At 62.6% G+C, this 18760-nt stretch carries 15 protein-coding genes and 1 tRNA gene; 6 read left to right on the plus strand and 10 right to left on the minus strand.

The window, feature by feature from the left end; genetic code table 11:
• Window positions 1–144: 144 nt before the first annotated feature.
• Window positions 145–220 (minus strand) — tRNA-Arg (locus tag CSQ95_RS00775).
• A gap of 199 nt (window positions 221–419) precedes the next feature.
• On the opposite strand from CSQ95_RS00775, the gene CSQ95_RS00780 reads away from it, so the two are divergent.
• Window positions 420–983 (plus strand): cytochrome c5 family protein, encoded by a 564-nt coding sequence (locus tag CSQ95_RS00780; RefSeq protein ID WP_099408100.1) that lies wholly within the window; start codon window positions 420–422, stop codon window positions 981–983.
• 293 nt (window positions 984–1276) lie between these two features.
• Here the strand turns inward: CSQ95_RS00780 and CSQ95_RS00785 are convergent, their stop codons facing one another.
• The 3 genes from CSQ95_RS00785 to CSQ95_RS00795 all read right to left on the minus strand — a co-directional run bounded on the left by CSQ95_RS00785 (window position 1277) and on the right by CSQ95_RS00795 (window position 6098).
• Window positions 1277–3352, minus strand: coding sequence for a M13 family metallopeptidase (locus tag CSQ95_RS00785; protein WP_099408101.1), 2076 nt, complete (start codon window positions 3350–3352; stop codon window positions 1277–1279).
• Window positions 3353–3594: 242 nt separating this feature from the next.
• Window positions 3595–5670: a M13 family metallopeptidase gene (locus CSQ95_RS00790; RefSeq protein WP_099408102.1), complete on the minus strand. Its 2076-nt coding sequence runs from the start codon at window positions 5668–5670 to the stop codon at window positions 3595–3597.
• 206 nt (window positions 5671–5876) lie between these two features.
• The gene (locus CSQ95_RS00795) at window positions 5877–6098 is read right to left on the minus strand and encodes a hypothetical protein (protein ID WP_099408103.1); all 222 of its coding nucleotides are present in this window, start codon (window positions 6096–6098) and stop codon (window positions 5877–5879) included.
• 368 nt (window positions 6099–6466) lie between these two features.
• Here CSQ95_RS00795 and CSQ95_RS00800 point away from each other — a divergent pair, with 368 nt between their 5' ends.
• The 3 genes from CSQ95_RS00800 (at window position 6467) to ybaL (ending at window position 11143) form a co-directional block, all read left to right on the plus strand.
• On the plus strand, window positions 6467–7909 hold the full coding sequence (locus CSQ95_RS00800) for a S41 family peptidase (RefSeq protein ID WP_099408104.1): 1443 nt from the start codon (window positions 6467–6469) through the stop codon (window positions 7907–7909).
• Between the two features lie 189 nt (window positions 7910–8098).
• A complete protein-coding gene (locus tag CSQ95_RS00805) occupies window positions 8099–9220 on the plus strand; it encodes a beta-ketoacyl-ACP synthase III (RefSeq protein WP_070219008.1) in 1122 nt (373 codons plus the stop codon).
• 210 nt (window positions 9221–9430) lie between these two features.
• Window positions 9431–11143: a YbaL family putative K(+) efflux transporter gene (gene ybaL / locus CSQ95_RS00810; RefSeq protein ID WP_099408105.1), complete on the plus strand. Its 1713-nt coding sequence runs from the start codon at window positions 9431–9433 to the stop codon at window positions 11141–11143.
• Window positions 11144–11200: 57 nt separating this feature from the next.
• Here ybaL and CSQ95_RS00815 read toward each other — a convergent pair whose 3' ends face one another.
• A complete protein-coding gene (locus CSQ95_RS00815; protein ID WP_099408106.1) occupies window positions 11201–13246 on the minus strand; it encodes an NADPH-dependent 2,4-dienoyl-CoA reductase in 2046 nt (681 codons plus the stop codon).
• A 159-nt stretch (window positions 13247–13405) separates the two neighbouring features.
• Between CSQ95_RS00815 and CSQ95_RS00820 the strand changes: the two genes are divergently transcribed.
• The gene (locus CSQ95_RS00820; protein ID WP_257217905.1) at window positions 13406–13987 is read left to right on the plus strand and encodes an SRPBCC family protein; all 582 of its coding nucleotides are present in this window, start codon (window positions 13406–13408) and stop codon (window positions 13985–13987) included.
• 1 nt (window position 13988) lies between these two features.
• On the opposite strand, the gene CSQ95_RS00825 is transcribed toward CSQ95_RS00820, so the two are convergent.
• The 4 genes from CSQ95_RS00825 to CSQ95_RS00840 all read right to left on the minus strand — a co-directional run bounded on the left by CSQ95_RS00825 (window position 13989) and on the right by CSQ95_RS00840 (window position 16561).
• Window positions 13989–14444, minus strand: a complete 456-nt coding sequence (locus CSQ95_RS00825; protein ID WP_099408108.1) for a hypothetical protein — start codon at window positions 14442–14444, stop codon at window positions 13989–13991.
• Between the two features lie 42 nt (window positions 14445–14486).
• Window positions 14487–14927, minus strand: a complete 441-nt coding sequence (locus CSQ95_RS00830) for a DUF2721 domain-containing protein (protein WP_070219003.1) — start codon at window positions 14925–14927, stop codon at window positions 14487–14489.
• Window positions 14928–15039: 112 nt separating this feature from the next.
• A complete protein-coding gene (pip, locus tag CSQ95_RS00835) occupies window positions 15040–15996 on the minus strand; it encodes a prolyl aminopeptidase (RefSeq protein ID WP_099408109.1) in 957 nt (318 codons plus the stop codon).
• A gap of 82 nt (window positions 15997–16078) precedes the next feature.
• Entirely contained in the window at window positions 16079–16561 is a 483-nt protein-coding gene (locus CSQ95_RS00840) for an Lrp/AsnC family transcriptional regulator (protein ID WP_034783718.1), read from the minus strand.
• 153 nt (window positions 16562–16714) lie between these two features.
• On the opposite strand from CSQ95_RS00840, the gene CSQ95_RS00845 reads away from it, so the two are divergent.
• Window positions 16715–17335: a LysE family translocator gene (locus CSQ95_RS00845; RefSeq protein WP_257217906.1), complete on the plus strand. Its 621-nt coding sequence runs from the start codon at window positions 16715–16717 to the stop codon at window positions 17333–17335.
• Here the strand turns inward: CSQ95_RS00845 and CSQ95_RS00850 are convergent.
• Window positions 17272–18717 carry a hypothetical protein gene (locus CSQ95_RS00850; protein WP_143449868.1) on the minus strand — a complete coding sequence of 482 codons (1446 nt, stop codon included), beginning with the start codon at window positions 18715–18717 and terminating at the stop codon, window positions 17272–17274. The genes CSQ95_RS00845 and CSQ95_RS00850 overlap by 64 nt on opposite strands.
• Window positions 18718–18760 lie beyond the last annotated feature (43 nt).

Below are 18760 nucleotides of genomic sequence, written 5' to 3' on the forward strand. Positions count from 1 at the left end.
GTCGTTCTCGCACGAAGGTGTGGAGGTATTGGATTCGCACGCTGTGCAGCGTCACAGTCCCTGCCGGGTTGACATCACAATGGAGAACACGGCATGCAGCCGCATGGCAATGCTGGCTGGATAAAACGGGAGTCTTGATTTGTCTGGTGCGGCTGGCGGGGATCGAACCCACGACCCTTGGCTTCGGAGGCCAATACTCTATCCACTGAGCTACAGCCGCGTAGGGGGAATTTCTGAAGTGATGCGAAGGATACCGTTTTTCTTTACCTACGTCTACGGAAACTGTCGTATCGCTGGCAATTGCATGTCACTGCTCAATTTTTGTGCCTATAATTGTGGGTTTCATAAAGGTTTACATACAAGCATGTAAAAATGCTACCTTACACGGCCATCAGTTTCAAATCTGGACTAAGGACATCATGAGCGACGCACATAACGAACAACAATCAGCGATCAAAACGCCTAAACAATTGCTTGCCGCCGTAGCGGGCTTCTTCCTCATCACCGTCATCGGCATCATCCTGCTGGTGCAGTTCGTCACGGCGCAAAAACTGACGGGCGCCGGGACGGACAGCCAGTCGCCGGAAGCCATCGATGCCCGCTTGAGCCCGGTGGCCAATGAAGGCTTTACCTTCAAGGATGCCAGCGGCCCGAAAGTGCTGCAAAGCGGTGAAGCCGTCTACACGGCCACCTGCGTGGCTTGCCATGGCGCCGGCGTGGCCGGTGCACCGAAATTTGGCGATGCGGGCAGCTGGTCGGCCCGCCTGGCCCAGGGCTACGATACGGTCCTGAAACACGCGATCGAAGGCTTGCGCGCGATGCCGGCCAAGGGCGGCAATCCCGACCTCGACGATGTGGAAGTGGCGCGCGCCGTGGTCTATATCGCCAACGCGTCGGGCGGCAAGTTCAAGGAACCGGAAGTGCCGGCACCGGCCGCAGCCGCTGACGGCGCCAGTGCACCAGCCGCCGAGCCTGCCAAGTAAGCAGCGCAGCACCCGTATCGAGGAACCGCCCGCAAGGGCGGTTTTTTTTCGCCCGGCGTTGCGTTACATCAGGCCGTAAAAAAGCCGCCCGGCTTGCGCGGGGCGGCTGCAACTTATGCCTTGAACTAAGTAACCCCCAATAAATTATTGTGATTTCTGACTTCTATAACCGGCGCTCTGCGGCGTTGCTCGCTGCTAGCAGTGCTCGCACTGCGTCGCAGTGAGCGCCTTGCATAGCATCCGGTTCTATTCGTCATAAATTCACACTAATTTCCCGAGGATTACTTAGCGTCTTACCACATGATGACGCGGTCTTTCGGCGGCAGATACATCTTGTCGCCCGGTTTCACGTCGAAGGCTTGATAGAAACCTGGCTGGTTGCGCATGGTGCCGTTGGCGCGGAACTGGCCTGGCGAGTGCGGATCCGTTTTCAACAAGACCAGTTGCTGCGCTTCACGCATCTTCATGCGCCATACCTGGGCAAAGCCCGCGTAGAAGCGCTGTTCGCCCGTGAAACCATCGATAACGGGGGCTTGCTTGCCGTTCAGCGACAATTTATACGCTTTGTAGGCAATTGCCACGCCGGAATTGTCGGCGATGTTCTCGCCTAGGGTCAGCTCGCCGTTGACGAAGTGGCCTTTGACGGGGCTGAAGCTGTTGTACTGCGCCACCAGCTGCTTGGTTTTCTTGGCGAAGTTTTTATGGTCGGCCTTGGTCCACCAGTCGCGCAGATTGCCGTCGCCGTCGTACTGGGCGCCCTGGTCGTCGAAGCCGTGGCTGATTTCATGGCCGATCACGCCGCCGATGGCACCGTAGTTGACGGCGTCGTCCGCCTTGGCGTCAAAGAACGGCGCTTGCAGGATGGCAGCCGGGAAGACGATTTCGTTCAGTTCCGGGTTGTAATAGGCGTTCACGGTCTGCGGCGTCATGCCCCACTCGTCGCGGTCGATAGGCTGACCCAACTTGTTCAATTCGCGGTTGTAATTGAGCAGGTGCGAACGCTGGATGTTGCCGATCAAATCATCGGGCGCCACCATCAGGCCCGAGTAATCGCGCCATTTGTTCGGGTAGCCGATCTTGGTGGTGAACTTGGCCAGCTTGATTTGCGCCTGTTTCTTGGTGACAGGGCTCATCCAGTCGAGCTTGTCGATGCTTTGCTTGTAGGCCGTCATCAGGTTTTTCACCAGCGCTTCCATGCGCACCTTGCGCTCGGCCGGGAAATACTGCTCGACGTACAGCTGGCCCACGGCTTCGCCCAGCGCGCCTTCGACGGCGCCCACGCCGCGTTTCCAGCGCGGACGCATTTCCGTCACGCCCGTCAGGGTGGTGCCATAGAACGCGAAGTTTTCGTCGACGTAGGCTTTCGGCAGGTAACCGGCGTTAGCATGCAACAAGTGCCACTGGAAATAGGCTTTCCACGTTTCCAGCGGCGTCCTGTTGGCGATCTCGGCGAAACCCTTCAGGTAGCTGGGCTGGCTGACGATCACATAATTGACCTTGCCGGCGATGCCCGTGTCCTTCAGGTAGCGGGCCCAGTCGTAGCCTGGCGCCACGGCGGCCAGTTTCGCCAGCTCCACCTTGTTGTAGGTCTTGACGGGGTCGCGGTTCTGCACATTGCTCCATTGCGCCTTGGCCAGCTCCGTTTCCAGCGCGAGGATGGCTTTCGCATTCGCGGCAGCGTTCGCGTCGCCGGCCAAACTGAGCATTTTTTCCACGTGGGCCAGGTATTTGGCGCGCGTGTCGGCCTTGCCCTCTTCCAGATAGTAATCGCGGTCAGGCAGGCCCAGGCCGCTTTGCACGATGTCGGCCACGTATTTGGTGGAATCCTTGGCATCCTGGTGGATGCCGAAATCGTACGGCGAGGTCACGCCCAGCTTGCTGAAGTGGGCGATCACGGCAGGCAACTCCGCCTTGTCCTGCAGCGCGGCGATCTTCGCCAGTTCCGCGTTCAAGGGCGTCAGGCCCAGGCTTTCCAGCTTGGCTTCGTCCATGAAGCTGTTATAGAAATCGCCGATCTTCTGGGCGTTCGAGCCGGCCGCGCGGGCCTTGTCGGCGGCAGCGCCTTCGACGATGCCGCGCAGCTGCGTTTGCGTATCGTCGGCCAGCTTGGCAAAGCTGCCCCAGCTCGACTTGTCAGCAGGAATCACGGTTTCCGCCAGCCATTTGCCATTCAAGTGCTGGAACAAATCGTCCTGCGCGCGCACGGCAGGGTCGACGTATTCGATGGCGATGCCGGACGTCAGCGCGGCCGATGCGGCGGCCGTGGCGGGAGCGGCAGCGGCTTTCTTGGCAGAATCAGCGGCGCCAGCCATGCCAGACACGCCGGCCAGCAAACTCAAGGTCAATGCACTTAACAAATAACGATTCACGGTTGTCCTCTATATTGTATTGTGTGAAATATAAGGGTCAGAAGGCCCAAGGCTTCTGGCCCGGTTTTTGACTGTAGCATACCGGCCGAAACGACAGAAAAAACTTTGGCAAGAATACAAAAAAGACCACGCAAGTGGTCCTTTCTGTTGTGACAAGATAACGTTTACATGACGTAGGTCGGCTTAGCCCGGAGGGCGTAAGCCGACAACATGGTGAGCGCCATCGGTATGTCGGATGACACTTACCAGATGATCACGCGGTTTTCCGGGGCGACATACATCTTGTCGCCCGGTTTCACGCCAAACGCTTCATAGAAGCCAGGCTGGTTGACCATGGTGCCATTCGCGCGGTACTGGCCCGGCGAATGGGGGTCGGTCTTGATCTGCACGATCTGCTGCGCTTCGCGCATCTTGCTGCGCCACACCTGGCCAAAGCCCATGTAGAAGCGCTGGTCGCCCGTCAAGCCGTCCAGCACGGGCGCCGGCTTGCCGCCCAGCGAAATCTTGTACGCTTTATAGGCAATCGCCACGCCCGAGTTGTCGGCGATGTTTTCGCCCAGGGTCAGCGCACCGTTGACGTGGTAGCCCGGCAATGGGCTGTAGCCATCGTACTGCTTGGTCAGCGCGTCGGCCTTGGCGGCGAAGTTCTTGCGGTCGGCCGGGGTCCACCAGTCGCGCAGGTTGCCGTCGCCATCGGACTGGCTGCCCTTGTCGTCGAAGCCGTGGCTGATTTCATGGCCGATGACGGCGCCGATGGCGCCATAGTTGACGGCGTCGTCCGCGTTGGCATCAAAAAACGGCGGCTGCAGGATGGAGGCCGGGAAGACGATTTCATTCATCGTCGAGCTGTAATAGGCGTTCACCGTTTGCGGCGTCATGCCCCACTCTTCGCGGTCGATCGGTTTGCCGAGCTTGGCCACCTGGCGCGCGGAACCGAAGTTGGCGGCACGCATCATGTTGCCCACCAGGTCGCCCTGGACGATTTGCAGCTTCGTGTAATCGCGCCATTTGTTCGGATACGCGATCTTCGGCGTGAACTTGGCCAGCTTGGCTTGCGCTTCCTTCTTGGTGTCAAGGCTCATCCAGTCCAGGGTGTCGATGCTGTCCTTGTAGGCAGCCAGCACGTTTTTCACCAGTTCCTGCATGTGCGCCTTGCGCTCGGCAGGGAAATATTGCGCGACATACAGCTTACCGACGGCTTCACCCAGCACGCCTTCGACGGCGCCCACGCCACGCTTCCAGCGCGGCTGGTTTTCCGTCACGCCGCTCAGTACCGTGCCGTAGAAGGCAAAGCTCTCGTCGACGAAGTTTTTCGACAGGTAGCTGGCGTAGCTGCGCAGCAACTGCCATTCGAAATACGCTTTCAGGGTATCCAGGTCGGTGGCGGCCAGCACCTTGTCGTAGCCGGCCAGGTAGCTCGGCTGGTTGACGATGACGTAATCGACCTTGTTGGCGATGCCCAGGGCGGCCAGGCCCGACTTCAGGTCGTAGCCCGGGGTCAGGTCGTTCAGTTTATTGATGTCGGTCTTGTTGTAGCGTTTGACGGGGTCGCGGTTCTCGACCTTGGTCCATTGCACTTCGGCCAGAGCCGTTTCCAGGGCAACGACGGCCTTGGCACGGGCGGCGGCGTTCTTGTCGCCCGCCATGGCCAGCATTTTTTCCACGTGCGCCTGGTATTTTTCCTTCACGCCAGCCTGCTTGGCTTCCAGGTAGTAGTCGCGGTCGGGCATGCCCAGGCCGCTCTGGCTCACGTAAGCCGCATATTTCGTCGAGGCGCGCGCATCCTGGCCCACGTAGACGGCGTATGGCGTCGACACGCCCGTCTGGCTCAGGTGGGCGATCAGGGCGGGCACGCCCTTCTTGTCGCGCAGCGAGCGGATGCGGTTCAGTTCGCCTGCCAGCGGCTTCGTGCCCAGCGCATCAAGCTTGGCTTCATCCATGTAGCTGGCGTACAGGTCGGCAATCTTCTGCGCTTCGGAACCGGCCTTCTTGTTCTTGTCCTGTTGCGTGGACTCGATGATGCCGCGCAACTGTGGCGTCGTGTCGTCGCGCAGCTTGGCAAACGAACCCCAGCTCGACTTGTCGGCAGGAATCTCGGCCGTGGCCAGCCACTTGCCGTTCAAATGGGTGAAGAAGTCATCCTGCACGCGCACGGCGGGGTCGATGTATTGCACGTCAATGCCGGAAACGACGCCGGCGGCGGCAGGCGCGGCGCTCGGGGACACGGTCGGCGCGGCCACGGCGGATACGGGTTCGGCGGCATGGGCAAACGCAGCCAACAGGGTCAGGGTCAGACTGCTTAAGAGATAGCGATTCACGAATTGTCCTTATGGGGCATGTCAAAAAGACCGGGCAGATAGCTGCGGGCGGATAGCCTGCCGCGCCAGGCGCTGCAGGAATGTAGCACGCGGCCATGCCCTTTGGCCAATATTGCCCCCGGACTACCCTGAGAATCGCCGCTCAGTTCGGCCAGGCTCAAGGGGCTTTCATTGTCCAGGCAGGCGCGCATGGCGTGGGCCGGAGCTTATCCATACAGATACAGCAGGTCGTCGATCAGCGCCCGCTCCTGTTGCGTGAACTGCGTGTCGTTGAACTGTCCGATATCTTCGAGCACACCCCGAATCGGCACTTGCCGTGACGAATCCTGAACGATGTCGATCAGCAGGCCGGCATCAGGATCCCGCCCCCGCAGATACTTTTCAATCAGCGCTGTGAGCGCGGCACGTGCCTGCAAATCAGTTAACATTTTTTATCCGCTGCCAAGGAAGAAGCGCCAGTCTAAATGAGCTTGAACCCGCCGACAAAAAAAAAGCCTGCGTCCGCGGACGCAGGCAAAACCACTTCGGGTCGAGAATGCGAGTCCACTATAGGGCCGCCGCACACGCTTTTTTTCGACTCTTACAAATGCTTACTCCCCTCAAGACTCACTATACATCGCATACAAAACCGCAACATATGGCAAGCTGACAGCCCCGTTTTCGCGCGTAGACTAGCCCCAGGCACGCTTTTTCCGCGGCCGGCCCACGCCGGCAGAGATTCAGGTCTATACTTTCAGGAAAGCGCCGCTCCACGGGGACTGGCGCTTGTGCAAGACACGCTAGCTGCAAAGGTGCAATGATGGGCAAACTCAAAAATACCGGCTTGATCGGCCTGGGCGTGGTGGCCGGCGTCGCCGTGTCGCTGCAATTTTCCGCCATGGCGCAAAAAACCGTCGAGCCGCCCCTGCCGCTGGAAGAGCTGCGCCAGCTGGCCGACGTGTTTGGCCTGATCAAGTCCGATTACGTCGAGCCGGTGGAAGACAAGAAACTGCTGGAAGACGCCATTGCCGGCATGGTCGCCTCGCTCGACCCCCATTCCGCCTACCTGGACAAGAAAGCCTACGCCGAGCTGCGCGAAGGCTCGGAAGGCAAGTTCGTCGGCCTGGGCATCGAAATCGGCCTGAGCGAAGACGGCTACATCAGGATCGTCTCGCCCATCGAGGATTCGCCCGCCTACCGCGCCGGCATCAAGGCCGGCGATTTGATCACCCGCCTCGATGGCCAGCCCGTGAAGGGCGTCAGCCTGGACGACAACGTCAAGCGCATGCGCGGCGAACCGGGCACCAAGGTGTCGCTGACCATTGCGCGCAAGGATGAACCGCAGCCGCTGGCCTTCACCATCACGCGCGAGGAAATCCATCAGAAAAGCGTGAAGGCGAAGATGGTCGAGCCCGGCTACGCCTGGCTGCGCGTGTCGCAATTCCAGGAACCGACCGTCGACGACATGGCCGCGCAGATCACGGCGCTATACAAGCAGGACCCGAACATCAAGGGCATGGTGCTGGACCTGCGCAACGATCCGGGCGGCGTGCTGCAGGGCGCCATCGGCGTCTCGGCCGCCTTCCTGCCGAAGGACGCGGCCATCGTCTCGACCAACGGCCAGTTGCCGGACTCGAAACAGGTGTTCTACGGCCGCGCCGAATACTATACCTTCCGCTCGGAAGGCGACGCGCTGGCGAAATTGCCGGCCGCCATCAAGAAAGTACCGCTGGTGGTGCTCGTCAACACGGGGTCGGCCTCGGCCTCGGAAATCGTCGCCGGTGCCCTGCAGGATTACAAGCGCGCCACCATCATCGGCACGCAAACCTTCGGCAAGGGTTCCGTGCAAACCATCCGCCAGCTGACGGCCGACACGGCCGTCAAGCTGACGACGGCCCGCTACTACACGCCGAACGGCCGCTCGATCCAGGCCAAGGGCATCGTGCCCGACCTGCTGGTCGACGAGAATGCGGACGGCGACGGCTTGAACGGCTTGCGCATCCGCGAAGCGGACCTGACCAAGCACCTGAGCAACGACCGCGACCAAGAAAGTGCCAAGGCCGCGCCCGTCAACGACGAGATGGAAGAGCAATTGCGCATCATCGCCCTGGAAAAGACCCGCAAGCCGCTGGAATTTGGCAGCAAGGACGATTTTCAGTTGCACCAGGCGCTGAACCACCTGAAGGGCTTGCCGGTGCAGCTGGCCAAGGCCGAACCGGTGGTGGTGCAGGCCGACGTCAAGAAAGAACAGAAGAAGTAAGCAGCAGCGCCAGCAGCACAGAGGGGGGCGCCATGCCCCCCCCGATCAGCCGTCCACGCGACAAAAATCAATCTTCCGCCACCCATCCCCCTGCCCCGCAACACGAAACTCTCTACAGTCGAGCCCGTTTGTGTAAAATTTGCTTCACTTATCGGCGCCGCGCCGATTGCCAAATTTGAAAGTTTAACCATGAAACAAGTCGTCATCAGCGGTACCGGACTGTACACGCCGCCCTTTTCGATCTCCAACGAAGAGCTGGTCACCTGCTTCAATGCCTACGCGGAAAAGTTCAATGCCGACAACGCCGGCGCGATCGCTGCGGGCGAGGTGACGGCGCTGGAGCTGTCGAGCGTGGCCTTCATCGAAAAGGCCTCCGGCATCAAGTCGCGCTTCGTGATGGAAAAGGAAGGCATCCTCGACCCGGCCCGCATGGTCTCGCGCATTGCGGAACGGGGCGATGATGAACTGTCCTTGCAGGCGGAAATGGCCGTCGCCGCCGCCAAAGACGCCCTGGCGCGCGCCGGCCGCACGCCGGCCGACATCGACATGGTGCTGGTAGCGTGCAGCAACATGCAGCGCGCCTACCCGGCCATGGCCGTGGAAGTGCAGGATGCGCTCGGCATCGACGGTTATGGTTTTGACATGAACGTGGCATGCTCGTCCGCCACTTTCGGCATCCAGCAAGCCGTGGCCGCCGTGCAAAGCGGCCAGGCGCGCGCCGTGCTGGTCGTCAATCCCGAGATCACCAGCGGCCACCTGAACTGGCGCGACCGCGACAGCCATTTCATTTTCGGCGACGCCTGCACCGCCATCATCGTCGAAGCGAAGGACACGGCCGTCTCGCAGCACCAGTTCGAGATCATCGGCACGGAACTGAAAACGCGCTTCTCTAACGCCATCCGCAACAATTTCGGCTTCCTCAACCGTTTTGACGAGTCCGGCGTGGGCAAGGCCGACAAATTGTTCCGCCAGCAAGGGCGCAAGGTCTTCAAGGAAGTGTGCCCGATGGCGGCCGAGATGATCAAGGCGACCCTGGCCAAGGCCGGCGTGGAAGTGGCGCAAGTTTCCCGCTACTGGCTGCACCAGGCTAACCTGAACATGAACCTGCTGATCGCGCGCCTGATCCTGGGCCGCGACGCGGAAGCAAATGAAGCGCCCGTGATCCTCGACACCTACGCGAATACCTCGTCGGCCGGTTCCATCATCGCCTTCCATAAATATCAGGATGACATGGCGGCAGGCAGCACCGGCGTCATCTGCTCGTTCGGCGCGGGCTATTCCATCGGCTGCGTGGTCGTGCGCAAGCTCTGAGCGCATGGGTGTAACATCGCCTGATTCCTGAATTAGGCGATGTTCGTGACGGATAGGCATGCGTTCGCGGCCACCTGGACGAAGATATAGCACAGGTTTTTTGCGATAAAGCCGCAGGAAATTTTCCGGCAAGGGCTTTGATGCGTTTATACTTGGTCGCTGAGCAACATCTTTTTCTACCCGCACGTCCCCATAAGGAACCCCACACGCATGCCCCATGACATCAGCCTGATCACCACCATCGCCGCCGCCCTCGGGTTCGGCCTCATCTTCGGCTTCATCGCCGCGCGCCTGAAACTGCCGGCACTGGTCGGCTATCTGGCCGCCGGCATCATCATCGGACCGGCCACGCCCGGTTTTGTGGCGGATGCGGAAATAGCGGGACAATTGGCGGAAATCGGGGTGATGCTGATGATGTTCGGTGTCGGCCTGCACTTTTCCATCGAAGATTTGTGGGACGTGCGCAAGATCGCGCTGCCAGGCGCCATCCTGCAGATCGGCGTCGCCACGGCGATGGGCATGGGCCTGGCCCACTGGTGGGGCTGGACCCTCGGCGGCGGGCTGATCTTTGGCCTGGCCCTGTCCGTGGCCAGTACCGTGGTGCTGCTGCGCGCGCTGGAAGAACGGGGCATCCTCGACTCGCTCAATGGCCGCATCGCCGTCGGCTGGCTGGTGGTGGAAGATCTGGTCACCGTCTTGGTCCTCGTGCTGCTGCCGGCGTTCGCCAGTGTGCTCGGCGGCAAGGCCGCGCCCGATGCCGAAGCCGTCAGCCTGTGGCAAACCCTGGCCATTACCCTGGGTCAAGTGGCCGGCTTCATCATCTTCATGCTGGTCGTCGGCCGCAAGCTGTTCCCGTGGATACTGTGGCAAGTGGCGCGCACCGGTTCGCGCGAACTGTTTACCCTGTGCGTGATCGCCGCCGCCGTCGGCATTGCCTACGCCTCGACCAAGCTGTTCGGCGTGTCGTTCGCGCTGGGCGCCTTCTTCGCCGGCATGGTGCTGCGCGAATCGGAACTCAGTCACCGCGCTGCGGAAGAGTCCCTGCCCTTGCGCGACGCGTTCGCCGTGCTGTTCTTCGTGTCCGTCGGCATGCTGTTCGAGCCGACCATCCTCATCGACAAGCCCCTGCAAGTGCTGGCCGTGTGCGCCATCATTATCTTCGGCAAGTCGATCGCCGCCTTCTTGCTCGTGATGGCGCTGCGCTATCCGCCGAAAACGGCCATCATCGTCTCGGCCAGCCTGGCGCAGATCGGCGAATTCTCGTTCATCCTGGCCGCCCTGGGCCTGTCCCTGGGCCTGATGCCGCAGGAAGGGCAAAGCCTGATCCTGGCCGGCGCCATCCTGTCGATCGCCCTCAACCCGCTCGTCTTCAGCATGGCCAAGCCGCTGCTGCGCGTGATCGGCAACAGCGATTTCGCGCGCAAGTTCGAACGCACCACGGACCCGCTGGCCGAGCTGCCGATGACGGTGCCGCAGGAAAAACTGTCGGGCCAGATCGTGCTGGTCGGCTATGGCCGCGTGGGCCGGCGCATCGCCGCCGCCCTGATGGAGCGGGGCATCCACTTTGTCGTGGCAGAGGAAAACCGCGAAATCGTCGACCAGCTGCGCAAGCAGGGCATCCCGGCCGTGGCCGGCAATGCGGGCGAACCGGCCGTGCTGATCCAGGCGCACATCACGCACGCCACCATGCTCGTCATCGCCACGCCGGACACCTTCCACGTGCGCGCCATGATCGAGACGGCGCGCGCGCTGAACCCGCACATCCTGACGGTGGTGCGCACGCACAGCGAGGAAGAGGCGGAATTGCTGCGCGCGGAAAACGCGGGCAAGGTGTTTATCGGCGAGCACGAACTGGCCAATGGCATGGCCGAGCACGTGCTGCAGAGTTTTGAGACGGCGAAGAAGGGGCATGGCGGACACTAAGTCAGCGCCCTCTGCAACCAGCAAGCCTGCCCGCTACCCAGCCGGCAGGCTTTCTTTTTACAGGCTGGCGGCCAGCTCCGCCCCTTCCCGTATCGCCCGCTTGGCGTCGAGCTCCGCCGCCAGCGCGGCGCCGCCGATTTTATGGAAGCGGGGGCCGCCCGACGCAAGCGGCTTGCCATCCTTGTCCGTTTCCGGCATGAGTTCCGTCAGGCTGTCCTGGCCCGCGCAAATGATGACGTTGTCCACCGCCAGCAGGCGCTGCTCGCCGCCGACGGTGATGTGCAAGCCTTGCCCGTCGATCTTGTCGTAGGTGACGCCGGCCAGCATGGCCACGCCGTTGCGCGCCAGCGCCGCGCGGTGCACCCAGCCCGAGGTCTTGCCCAGCCCCGCGCCCACTTTCGACGTCTTGCGCTGCAACAGGAAGATCTGCCGCACGGGATGGGGCGCTGCGGGCGGCACCAGGCCGCCGCCCGTCGCCGCATTCAAGTCCACGCCCCACTCGCCCGCCCAGGTCGATACGGGCTGCGGCAGCGGGTGTGCCGGGTCGTGCAGCAAATACTCGCCCACGTCGAAACCGATGCCGCCCGCGCCGATGATGGCCACGCGCGCGCCCACGGGCTTTTTGGCTTGCAGCACATCCAGGTAGGACAGCACGGTCGGATGGTCGATGCCGGGAATGGCCGGCAGGCGCACCTTGATGCCGGTGGCGATGATGACGTCGTCATAACCGCCGGCCAGCAATTGCTCGCGCGTGACGCGCTGGCCCAGGCGCAGCTTGATAGTCGACAAGGCGATGCGGCGGGCAAAATAGCGGATGGTTTCCGTAAATTCTTCCTTGCCCGGTATCTGCATGGCCACCTTGAACTGGCCGCCGACGCTGTCGCTGCTGTCGAACAGCGTCACCTCGTGCCCGCATTCGGCAGCCACGGTGGCGGCCGACAAGCCGGCCGGTCCGGCGCCGACGACGGCCACGCGGCGCGGCACGGCTTTTTTCGCGTACACAAGTTCCGTTTCATGGCAGGCGCGCGGGTTGACCAGGCAGCTGGCGCGCTTGTTGGCAAAGGTGTGGTCGAGACAGGCCTGGTTGCAGCCGATGCAGGTGTTGATCTCGTCCGCGCGGCCCGCTGCCGCCTTGGCGACAAAGTCAGGGTCGGCCAGGAAGGGGCGCGCCATCGACACCAGGTCGCAGTCACCCCGCTCGAGGATGGCATTCGCCTCGTGCGGCATGTTGATGCGGTTCGACGCCACCACGGGAATCGTCACTTCGCGGCGCAGCCGGCCCGCCACGCTGGCAAACGCGGCGCGCGGCACCGAGGTGACGATGGTGGGCACCCTCGCCTCATGCCAGCCGAAACCCGTATTCAAAATGGTCACGCCCGCCTGTTCCAGCGCCTTGGCCACCGTCACCACGTCGTCCCAGGTATTGCCGCCCTCGACCAGGTCGAGCAAGGAATGCCGGTACATGATGATGAAGTTGGGGCCGACGGCGGCGCGGATGCGGCGCACGATCTCCACGGGCAGGCGCATGCGGTTCTCGATCGTGCCGCCCCAGCGGTCCTGGCGCAGATTCGTGCGCGCGCACAGGAACTGGTTCAATAAATAGCCCTCGCTGCCCATCACTTCGATGCCGTCGTAGCCGGCCTTTTGCGCCAGGCGCGCGCAGCGCACGTAGTCGCAGATGGTGCGCTCGATGCCCCGTTCCGTGAGGGGACGGGGACGGAACGGCGAGATCGGCGATTTTTTGGCCGATGCCGAGACGACGAAGGGCTGGTAGCCATAGCGGCCCGCGTGCAGGATCTGCATGACGATCTTGCCGCCCTCCTCGTGCACGGCGCGCGTGACCTTGCGGTGGTTGGGCACGTCGCCAAGGAAATTCAAGGTGCCGCCGAACGGCAGCAGCCAGCCTTGCCGGTTCGGCGAGATGCCGCCCGTAACGATCAGGCCCACGCCGCCGCGTGCCCGTTCGCGGTAAAACGCGGCGAGCTTGCCATAATGATAAAAACGGTCTTCCAGGCCCGTGTGCATGGACCCCATGATGACGCGGTTGCGCAAGGTGGTAAAACCCAGGTCGAGCGGGGCCAGCAGATGGGGGTAGGCAGTCATGGTGATCGGTCCGGTAAGGTGGTTGCAGGCCGTACGGTAGCAAGCATTGCCGCTCGCCGCAGCGACTTTCTCTAGACCGGGAGTTCTAAATCGCCCGGCGCGCCCGACGGCGGTGCGTACAGCTTGTGCCGGGCGGTACTTTCCCGTAGGCTAGGTGGCATGAAGCGACTCTTCCTCTGCCTGTTGATGCTGTGCGCCGTCCCCGCTACCGCGCTGGCACAGGCGATACGCCTGGACAAGCTGAAGGTCGAGGTCAAGCGCATCGAGGTTGACGGGCAGCGCATGTATGAAGTCGATGCCAGCGGCAGCGTGCAGGCGCCGCCGGCCTCCGTGTGGAAGACCCTGACCACTTACGAGCGCATGAGCGAATTCGTGCCCGACCTCAGTTCCTGCCGCGTGCTGTCGCGCAACGGCAATGAAGTCATCATCGAGCAGCAGGGCATGGCGCGCTTCCTGTTCATGAACCACCCCATCCACCTGGTGGTGCGGGCCACGGAAACGCCGTTGACGGCCATCGACATCGCCCTGATCTCGGGCGACATGCGGCATTACGAATCGCGCTGGAATCTGTATCCCGTGCCCGAGACGGGCGGCACGCGCATCGTCTTTTCCAGCCGGCTGATGCCGGGCTTCTATGTGCCCGGCATGCTGGGCACGACCATGATACGCGGCGATATCGAGCGCATGATGGCGGCCGTGCTGGCCCGCATCGACAGCCAGTACGCGGAAAAGGCAGGTTAAATCAAGCCAGATACGTATCGCGGTCGCGGATTTCCGCGAAGTTTTCCAGGCTGCCCAGTTTTACGGTGACGGGGTTCAGGCTCGCTTGCGGCTGCATCGAGCGCCAGGCGAACAGCCATTCCTGTTCGGGCGCTTCGGCGCGCGTCTTGGTGAAGGCGGCGCCCAGGGCCGCGCGCTGGCCGTATTCGACCAGGCCATCGATGCCGGCCCAGCTGGGCAAGGTGCGCTGCACGGCGCGGTGCAGGCGTTCGCCGAATTCTTCCGTATTGTGGATGATCAAACAAGCGTCGGCCGGGGCAAACAGGTCGAACAGTTGCTTGTCCCACACTTGCGAAAAACTCAGGGTCAAACAATTGCCCGCTGGCATCAAGCGGAACTGGCCCAGGCTCAGCGCCAGCTCGAGTTCGCTGCGCTGGCCGTAGCGGTGCAGGGTGGGGGGACGTTTGTAATCGTGCATGCTGGACTCGTTCTTCAATAGTAGGGTAAACCGGCGCGCCGCCTAGCGGGGCGGGCGGATATGGCGCCGGATGCGCTGGGCCCTGGCAGCCAGGTAAATTTCGCGCAGTAAATAAATAAAACAGCCGATCAGGCAAATCACGGCCAGCACAAAGAAGGCCGCGATGTATTTGTCCAGGGTCAGGTTCAGAATATCGCCCAAAAACAGCATGGCGATGATGACGCAGACGAAGAAACCGCACGCCGTGCTCAGCGAAATCGAATAATTGATCAGATGGGTACGCCGATACAGGGTATCTAGCTCATCCATATAGAAATCGTTGTAGCCGATGTCGAGCCGGTCTTCCAGCACGCGCGTGCGGTCGATGATGCGGCCCAGGCGGTTGGTCAGTACCACCAGCATGGTGCCGATACCGGTCAACAGGAAAACCGGCGCAATCGCCAGCTGGATGATATGGCCGATGTCGCCGATCTGTATGTTCATGGATAAAAAGTCGTGGGTTCACACCGGCGCCCGACCCTGGCGCCAGCACAGGCCATAGTGTAGCAGGTGGCGCACGCCGGCTGGCCGCTTTGCCAACCGGCGTGTTGCAAGGTCATGCGAAGCCGCGCCCCGGTACGAAGCGCTCGGTGGCGCGCACCAGCGCCGAAGCGATGCCGTGCTCGAGCGCGCCATGGCCCGCGTCGGGAATCATTTCCAGCTGCGCGCCGGGCCAGGCCTGCTGCAGGCGGTAGGCCGACAGCGGCGGGCAGATGGCGTCGTAGCGTCCCTGCACGATGACGGCCGGCAAATGCGCGATGCGTCCCATGTTACGGATCAACTGGTCTTCCTCGAAGAAACCGAGATTGGCCATGTAATGCGATTCGAGCCGGCCCACGCCCAGGTCCAGCGCATCGTTCGGCGCGTCTTCCGGCTGCGGCATCAGGTACACGCGGCGGCCTTCGAAGCGGCTCCAGGCGCGCGCGGCCGGCCAGTACACGGCCGGGTCGCTGCTGAGGATGCGTTGCACGTAGGCCGCCAGCAAGTCGCCCCGTTCCTCGAGCGGAATGGGGGCGGCGAATTCCTCGTACAGTTCCGGATAAAACCAGCGCACGCCGTCGATGAACCAGTCGATTTCCGCCTGCGTGCACAAAAAGATGCCGCGCAGCACGAAACCGAGGCAAGCTTCCGGATGCGCCTGGCCATACGCCAGCGCCAGGGTCGAACCCCAGGAGCCGCCAAACACCAGCCATTGGGCGATGCCGAACTGGGCGCGCAGGCGTTCGATGTCCTCGATCAGCAGCTGCGTCGTGTTGTTGCGCCATTCGCCCAGCGGCGTGGATTTGCCGGCGCCGCGCTGGTCGAACAGGATGACGCGGTAGCGCTGCGGGTCAAAAAAGCGGCGGTGCTGCGGCGACAAGCCCGCACCCGGACCGCCATGCAGGAACAGCACGGGAATGCCGTCGGGGTTGCCGCACTCTTCCCAATAAATGGTGTGGATGTCATCGACCGCCAGCATGCCGTGCCGGTTCGGCGTCAGAGCGGGAAACAGGGGTGACAAAGAATCGGGCATGGCGAGCGGTCCTTGGAATGGCGGTCAGGGCGCCAGGCATGAGGCCTGGCAACTGTTCCAATTATAGTGCGCCGCTGCCGGCTCAGGCCAGCAGCAAGGGCAGGCGGTTCGACGACTTGATTTCGCGCATCGACAGGCTGGACTGGATTTCCGCCACGCCAGGCAGGCGGCGCAGCACGGTCGAGACGAATTCGCCATACGCTTCCAGGTCGCGCGCCACCACTTGCAGGAAATAATCGGCTTCGCCCGCCACATTGTGGCACGACAGAATTTCGGGAATCGTCGCGATGGCTTGCTCGAACTGCGACGGCTGCTCGCCGCCATGGTTGGCAAACACGACGCGTACGAAGGCCACCAGGCCGATGCCCAGCTTCTTGCGGTTGAGCAAAGCCTGGTAGCCGGTAATAAACCCTTCCTCTTCCAGGCGGCGCAGACGACGCCAGACGGGGGTTTCGCTCAGCTTCAAGCGCTCGGCCAGGCGCGCATTCGACAGCCGTCCTTCATCCTGCAACAGCCTGAGTATCTGCAAATCGGTGGCGTCGAGGCTAACTTCTGGAATTTTCATCTAATTTTTGTTTTGATACGAGTGGAATCTACCCGAATACTAGGGCATGCAGGGCAGGAAAAGCAAGCACATTTCATCGCGTCAAGAACATAATGGGGCCCGGCGAGCAGGCTGCAGCGTGCGCATGCTCCCGCTTTTCTTTTCTACTGAGCCATGTCCGATTCTACCTTCCTGATGTACCTGCTGGCACTGGCCGGCGCCTTTTTATTGCCGGGACCCGACATGGCGCTGGTGCTGGCGACGGGCGCCGCGCGCGGCGTGGCCACGGCGCTGGTGACGGCACTGGGCATCGCCGGCGCGCGCGCCGTGCACGTGGCGCTGTCGGGCGCGGGCCTGGCGGCGCTGATGGTCACGCATCCGCAAGCCTTGCAGTGGGTCAAATGGGCGGGCGCCGCGTATCTGCTGTACCTGGCGCTGCGCCTGCTGCAGTCGGCCCTGTCGAAAACCGCCACGCCCGAGGCGCAGGCGCCCGCCACGGCGCACAGCGCCCATGCCAGCTTCGTGCGCGGCTTCCTGACGAATCTGCTCAATCCGAAGGCACTGCTGTTTTGCAGCATGTTCCTGCCGCAGTTCGTCGTGGGCAGCGACAGCGTCGGTATGCAATACCTGCGCCTGGGCGCCATCCTGGTGCTGGTGGGATTACTTTTCGACGCCATGTACGCCGTGCTGGCCGCGCGTCTGGCGCGCCGCCTGCGCGGTAAACCCTCGCCTTACGGCAAGTTCGTGCTGCCCACCGTCTTCGTCTTGCTGGCGGGACGGCTGGTGCTGGGCTGAACTGTCGGCGGCAGCGGCGCTCCGCCGGCAAAGAAGGCGGGATAGTCGTTCAGCAGGCTGCGCTCGAGGTCGTTGACCTTGCGAAATTGCCGCAGGGCCGGCGCCATCGCCCGGCCCGCATCCCAGCTGCGCCAGGCGCTCGGCGCATCGAATTGCGCCAGCAAGGCGTCGCCCAGGTCCTGGTACACGGCCGCCATCTGCGGTTTTGCCTGCAGCACTTGCAGATACAAGGCCGTCGCTTGCGGCCATTGCCCCAGCTTGGCGCGCAAATTCCCCTCGAACAAGGCCAGCACGGGCTGCGCCATCCCCGTTTGCGTCCTTAATTCTTGCACGGTGGCCAGCGCGGCCACGATACCCTGCTGGTCCTTGGCCAGCAATCCCCGCGTCAAATCGTGGATGGGCTGGCATTCCTGCATGGCCAGTATCTGCTGGGGCGACAGCTTGTCGACCAGTTCGCCCGTGGAAAAATGATCTTCCAGCATGGTCAAGAAAGCCTCGAAGGGCTGGTCTGCGGCAAACAGCTTTTCCGCTTCGGCCCGCAGCGCAGGGTGTGCCTGAGGCGCCTGGGGTCCCGGCGGCGGTAACAGCGCCGCCTGCGCCAGCACGCGCTCGAGCGGGGGCGCATCGGCCGCCAGCGGACGGGGCCGGTAGGCGGACAAGGTATAGGTGGCCGGTGCGCCCGCCGTCATGGCGCTGATGCGGAACTGCCGCGTCACCGCGCCGCCCACCTCCTGGTAGTGCAAGGTGAAGTCGGCGGGAATGCGCTTGCCATCGGCCAGCATCTTCAGCAGCAGCGGATGACCGCCCCAGGTGTAGCGCAGGTACTGGGCAAACGCCGTCGCGTCGTCGCCGCTGACGGGACTGCCCGCGATCCCCAGGCGCAGCAGGGGCTGCCCGTCAAGCGACCACAGCACGGCGCCGTCGAGCACTTGCGGCTGCAGAGCGCCGCGCCGCCTTGCCGCCGGCACGGACAGCGATTGCTCTTCATACACGGATGGCGTGACGTGGCCCTGCAAGCCGCCCGCCTCAAGCACGCTGGCCATGCCCTTGCGGTGCCCGATCTCGATGTGGCGGAAGCCCACCACGTCGAACAGCGAATACGTGTCGTAGGTGGACGCCGCCGTATCGATGACGTGGCGGCGGCGCGTGGCAAAGTCGAAGACGGACAGAATGCGGCCATCGCGTACGCTCAGGTAATGCGGTCCCAGCACGACATCGCTGTCCTGCGTCGCGCGCGCGGGCAGGCTGGTTTTCACGCCGGGCTGGTTGACGCGCTCGGTAACCACCGTGATGTGGAACGCGACGCTGGCCTGGGCCGCGCTGGCGCCCAGGAAGAGAATGGCGGCCACGCTGGCGCGGCGCAAGGCGGGAACAAGGGTCATGGAGATGATGCGGTGGAGAAATACTGATTCTAAGGCAAATCCA

The sequence above is a fragment of the Janthinobacterium sp. BJB304 genome (assembly GCF_002735765.1).
GTDB lineage: Bacteria > Pseudomonadota > Gammaproteobacteria > Burkholderiales > Burkholderiaceae_D > Janthinobacterium.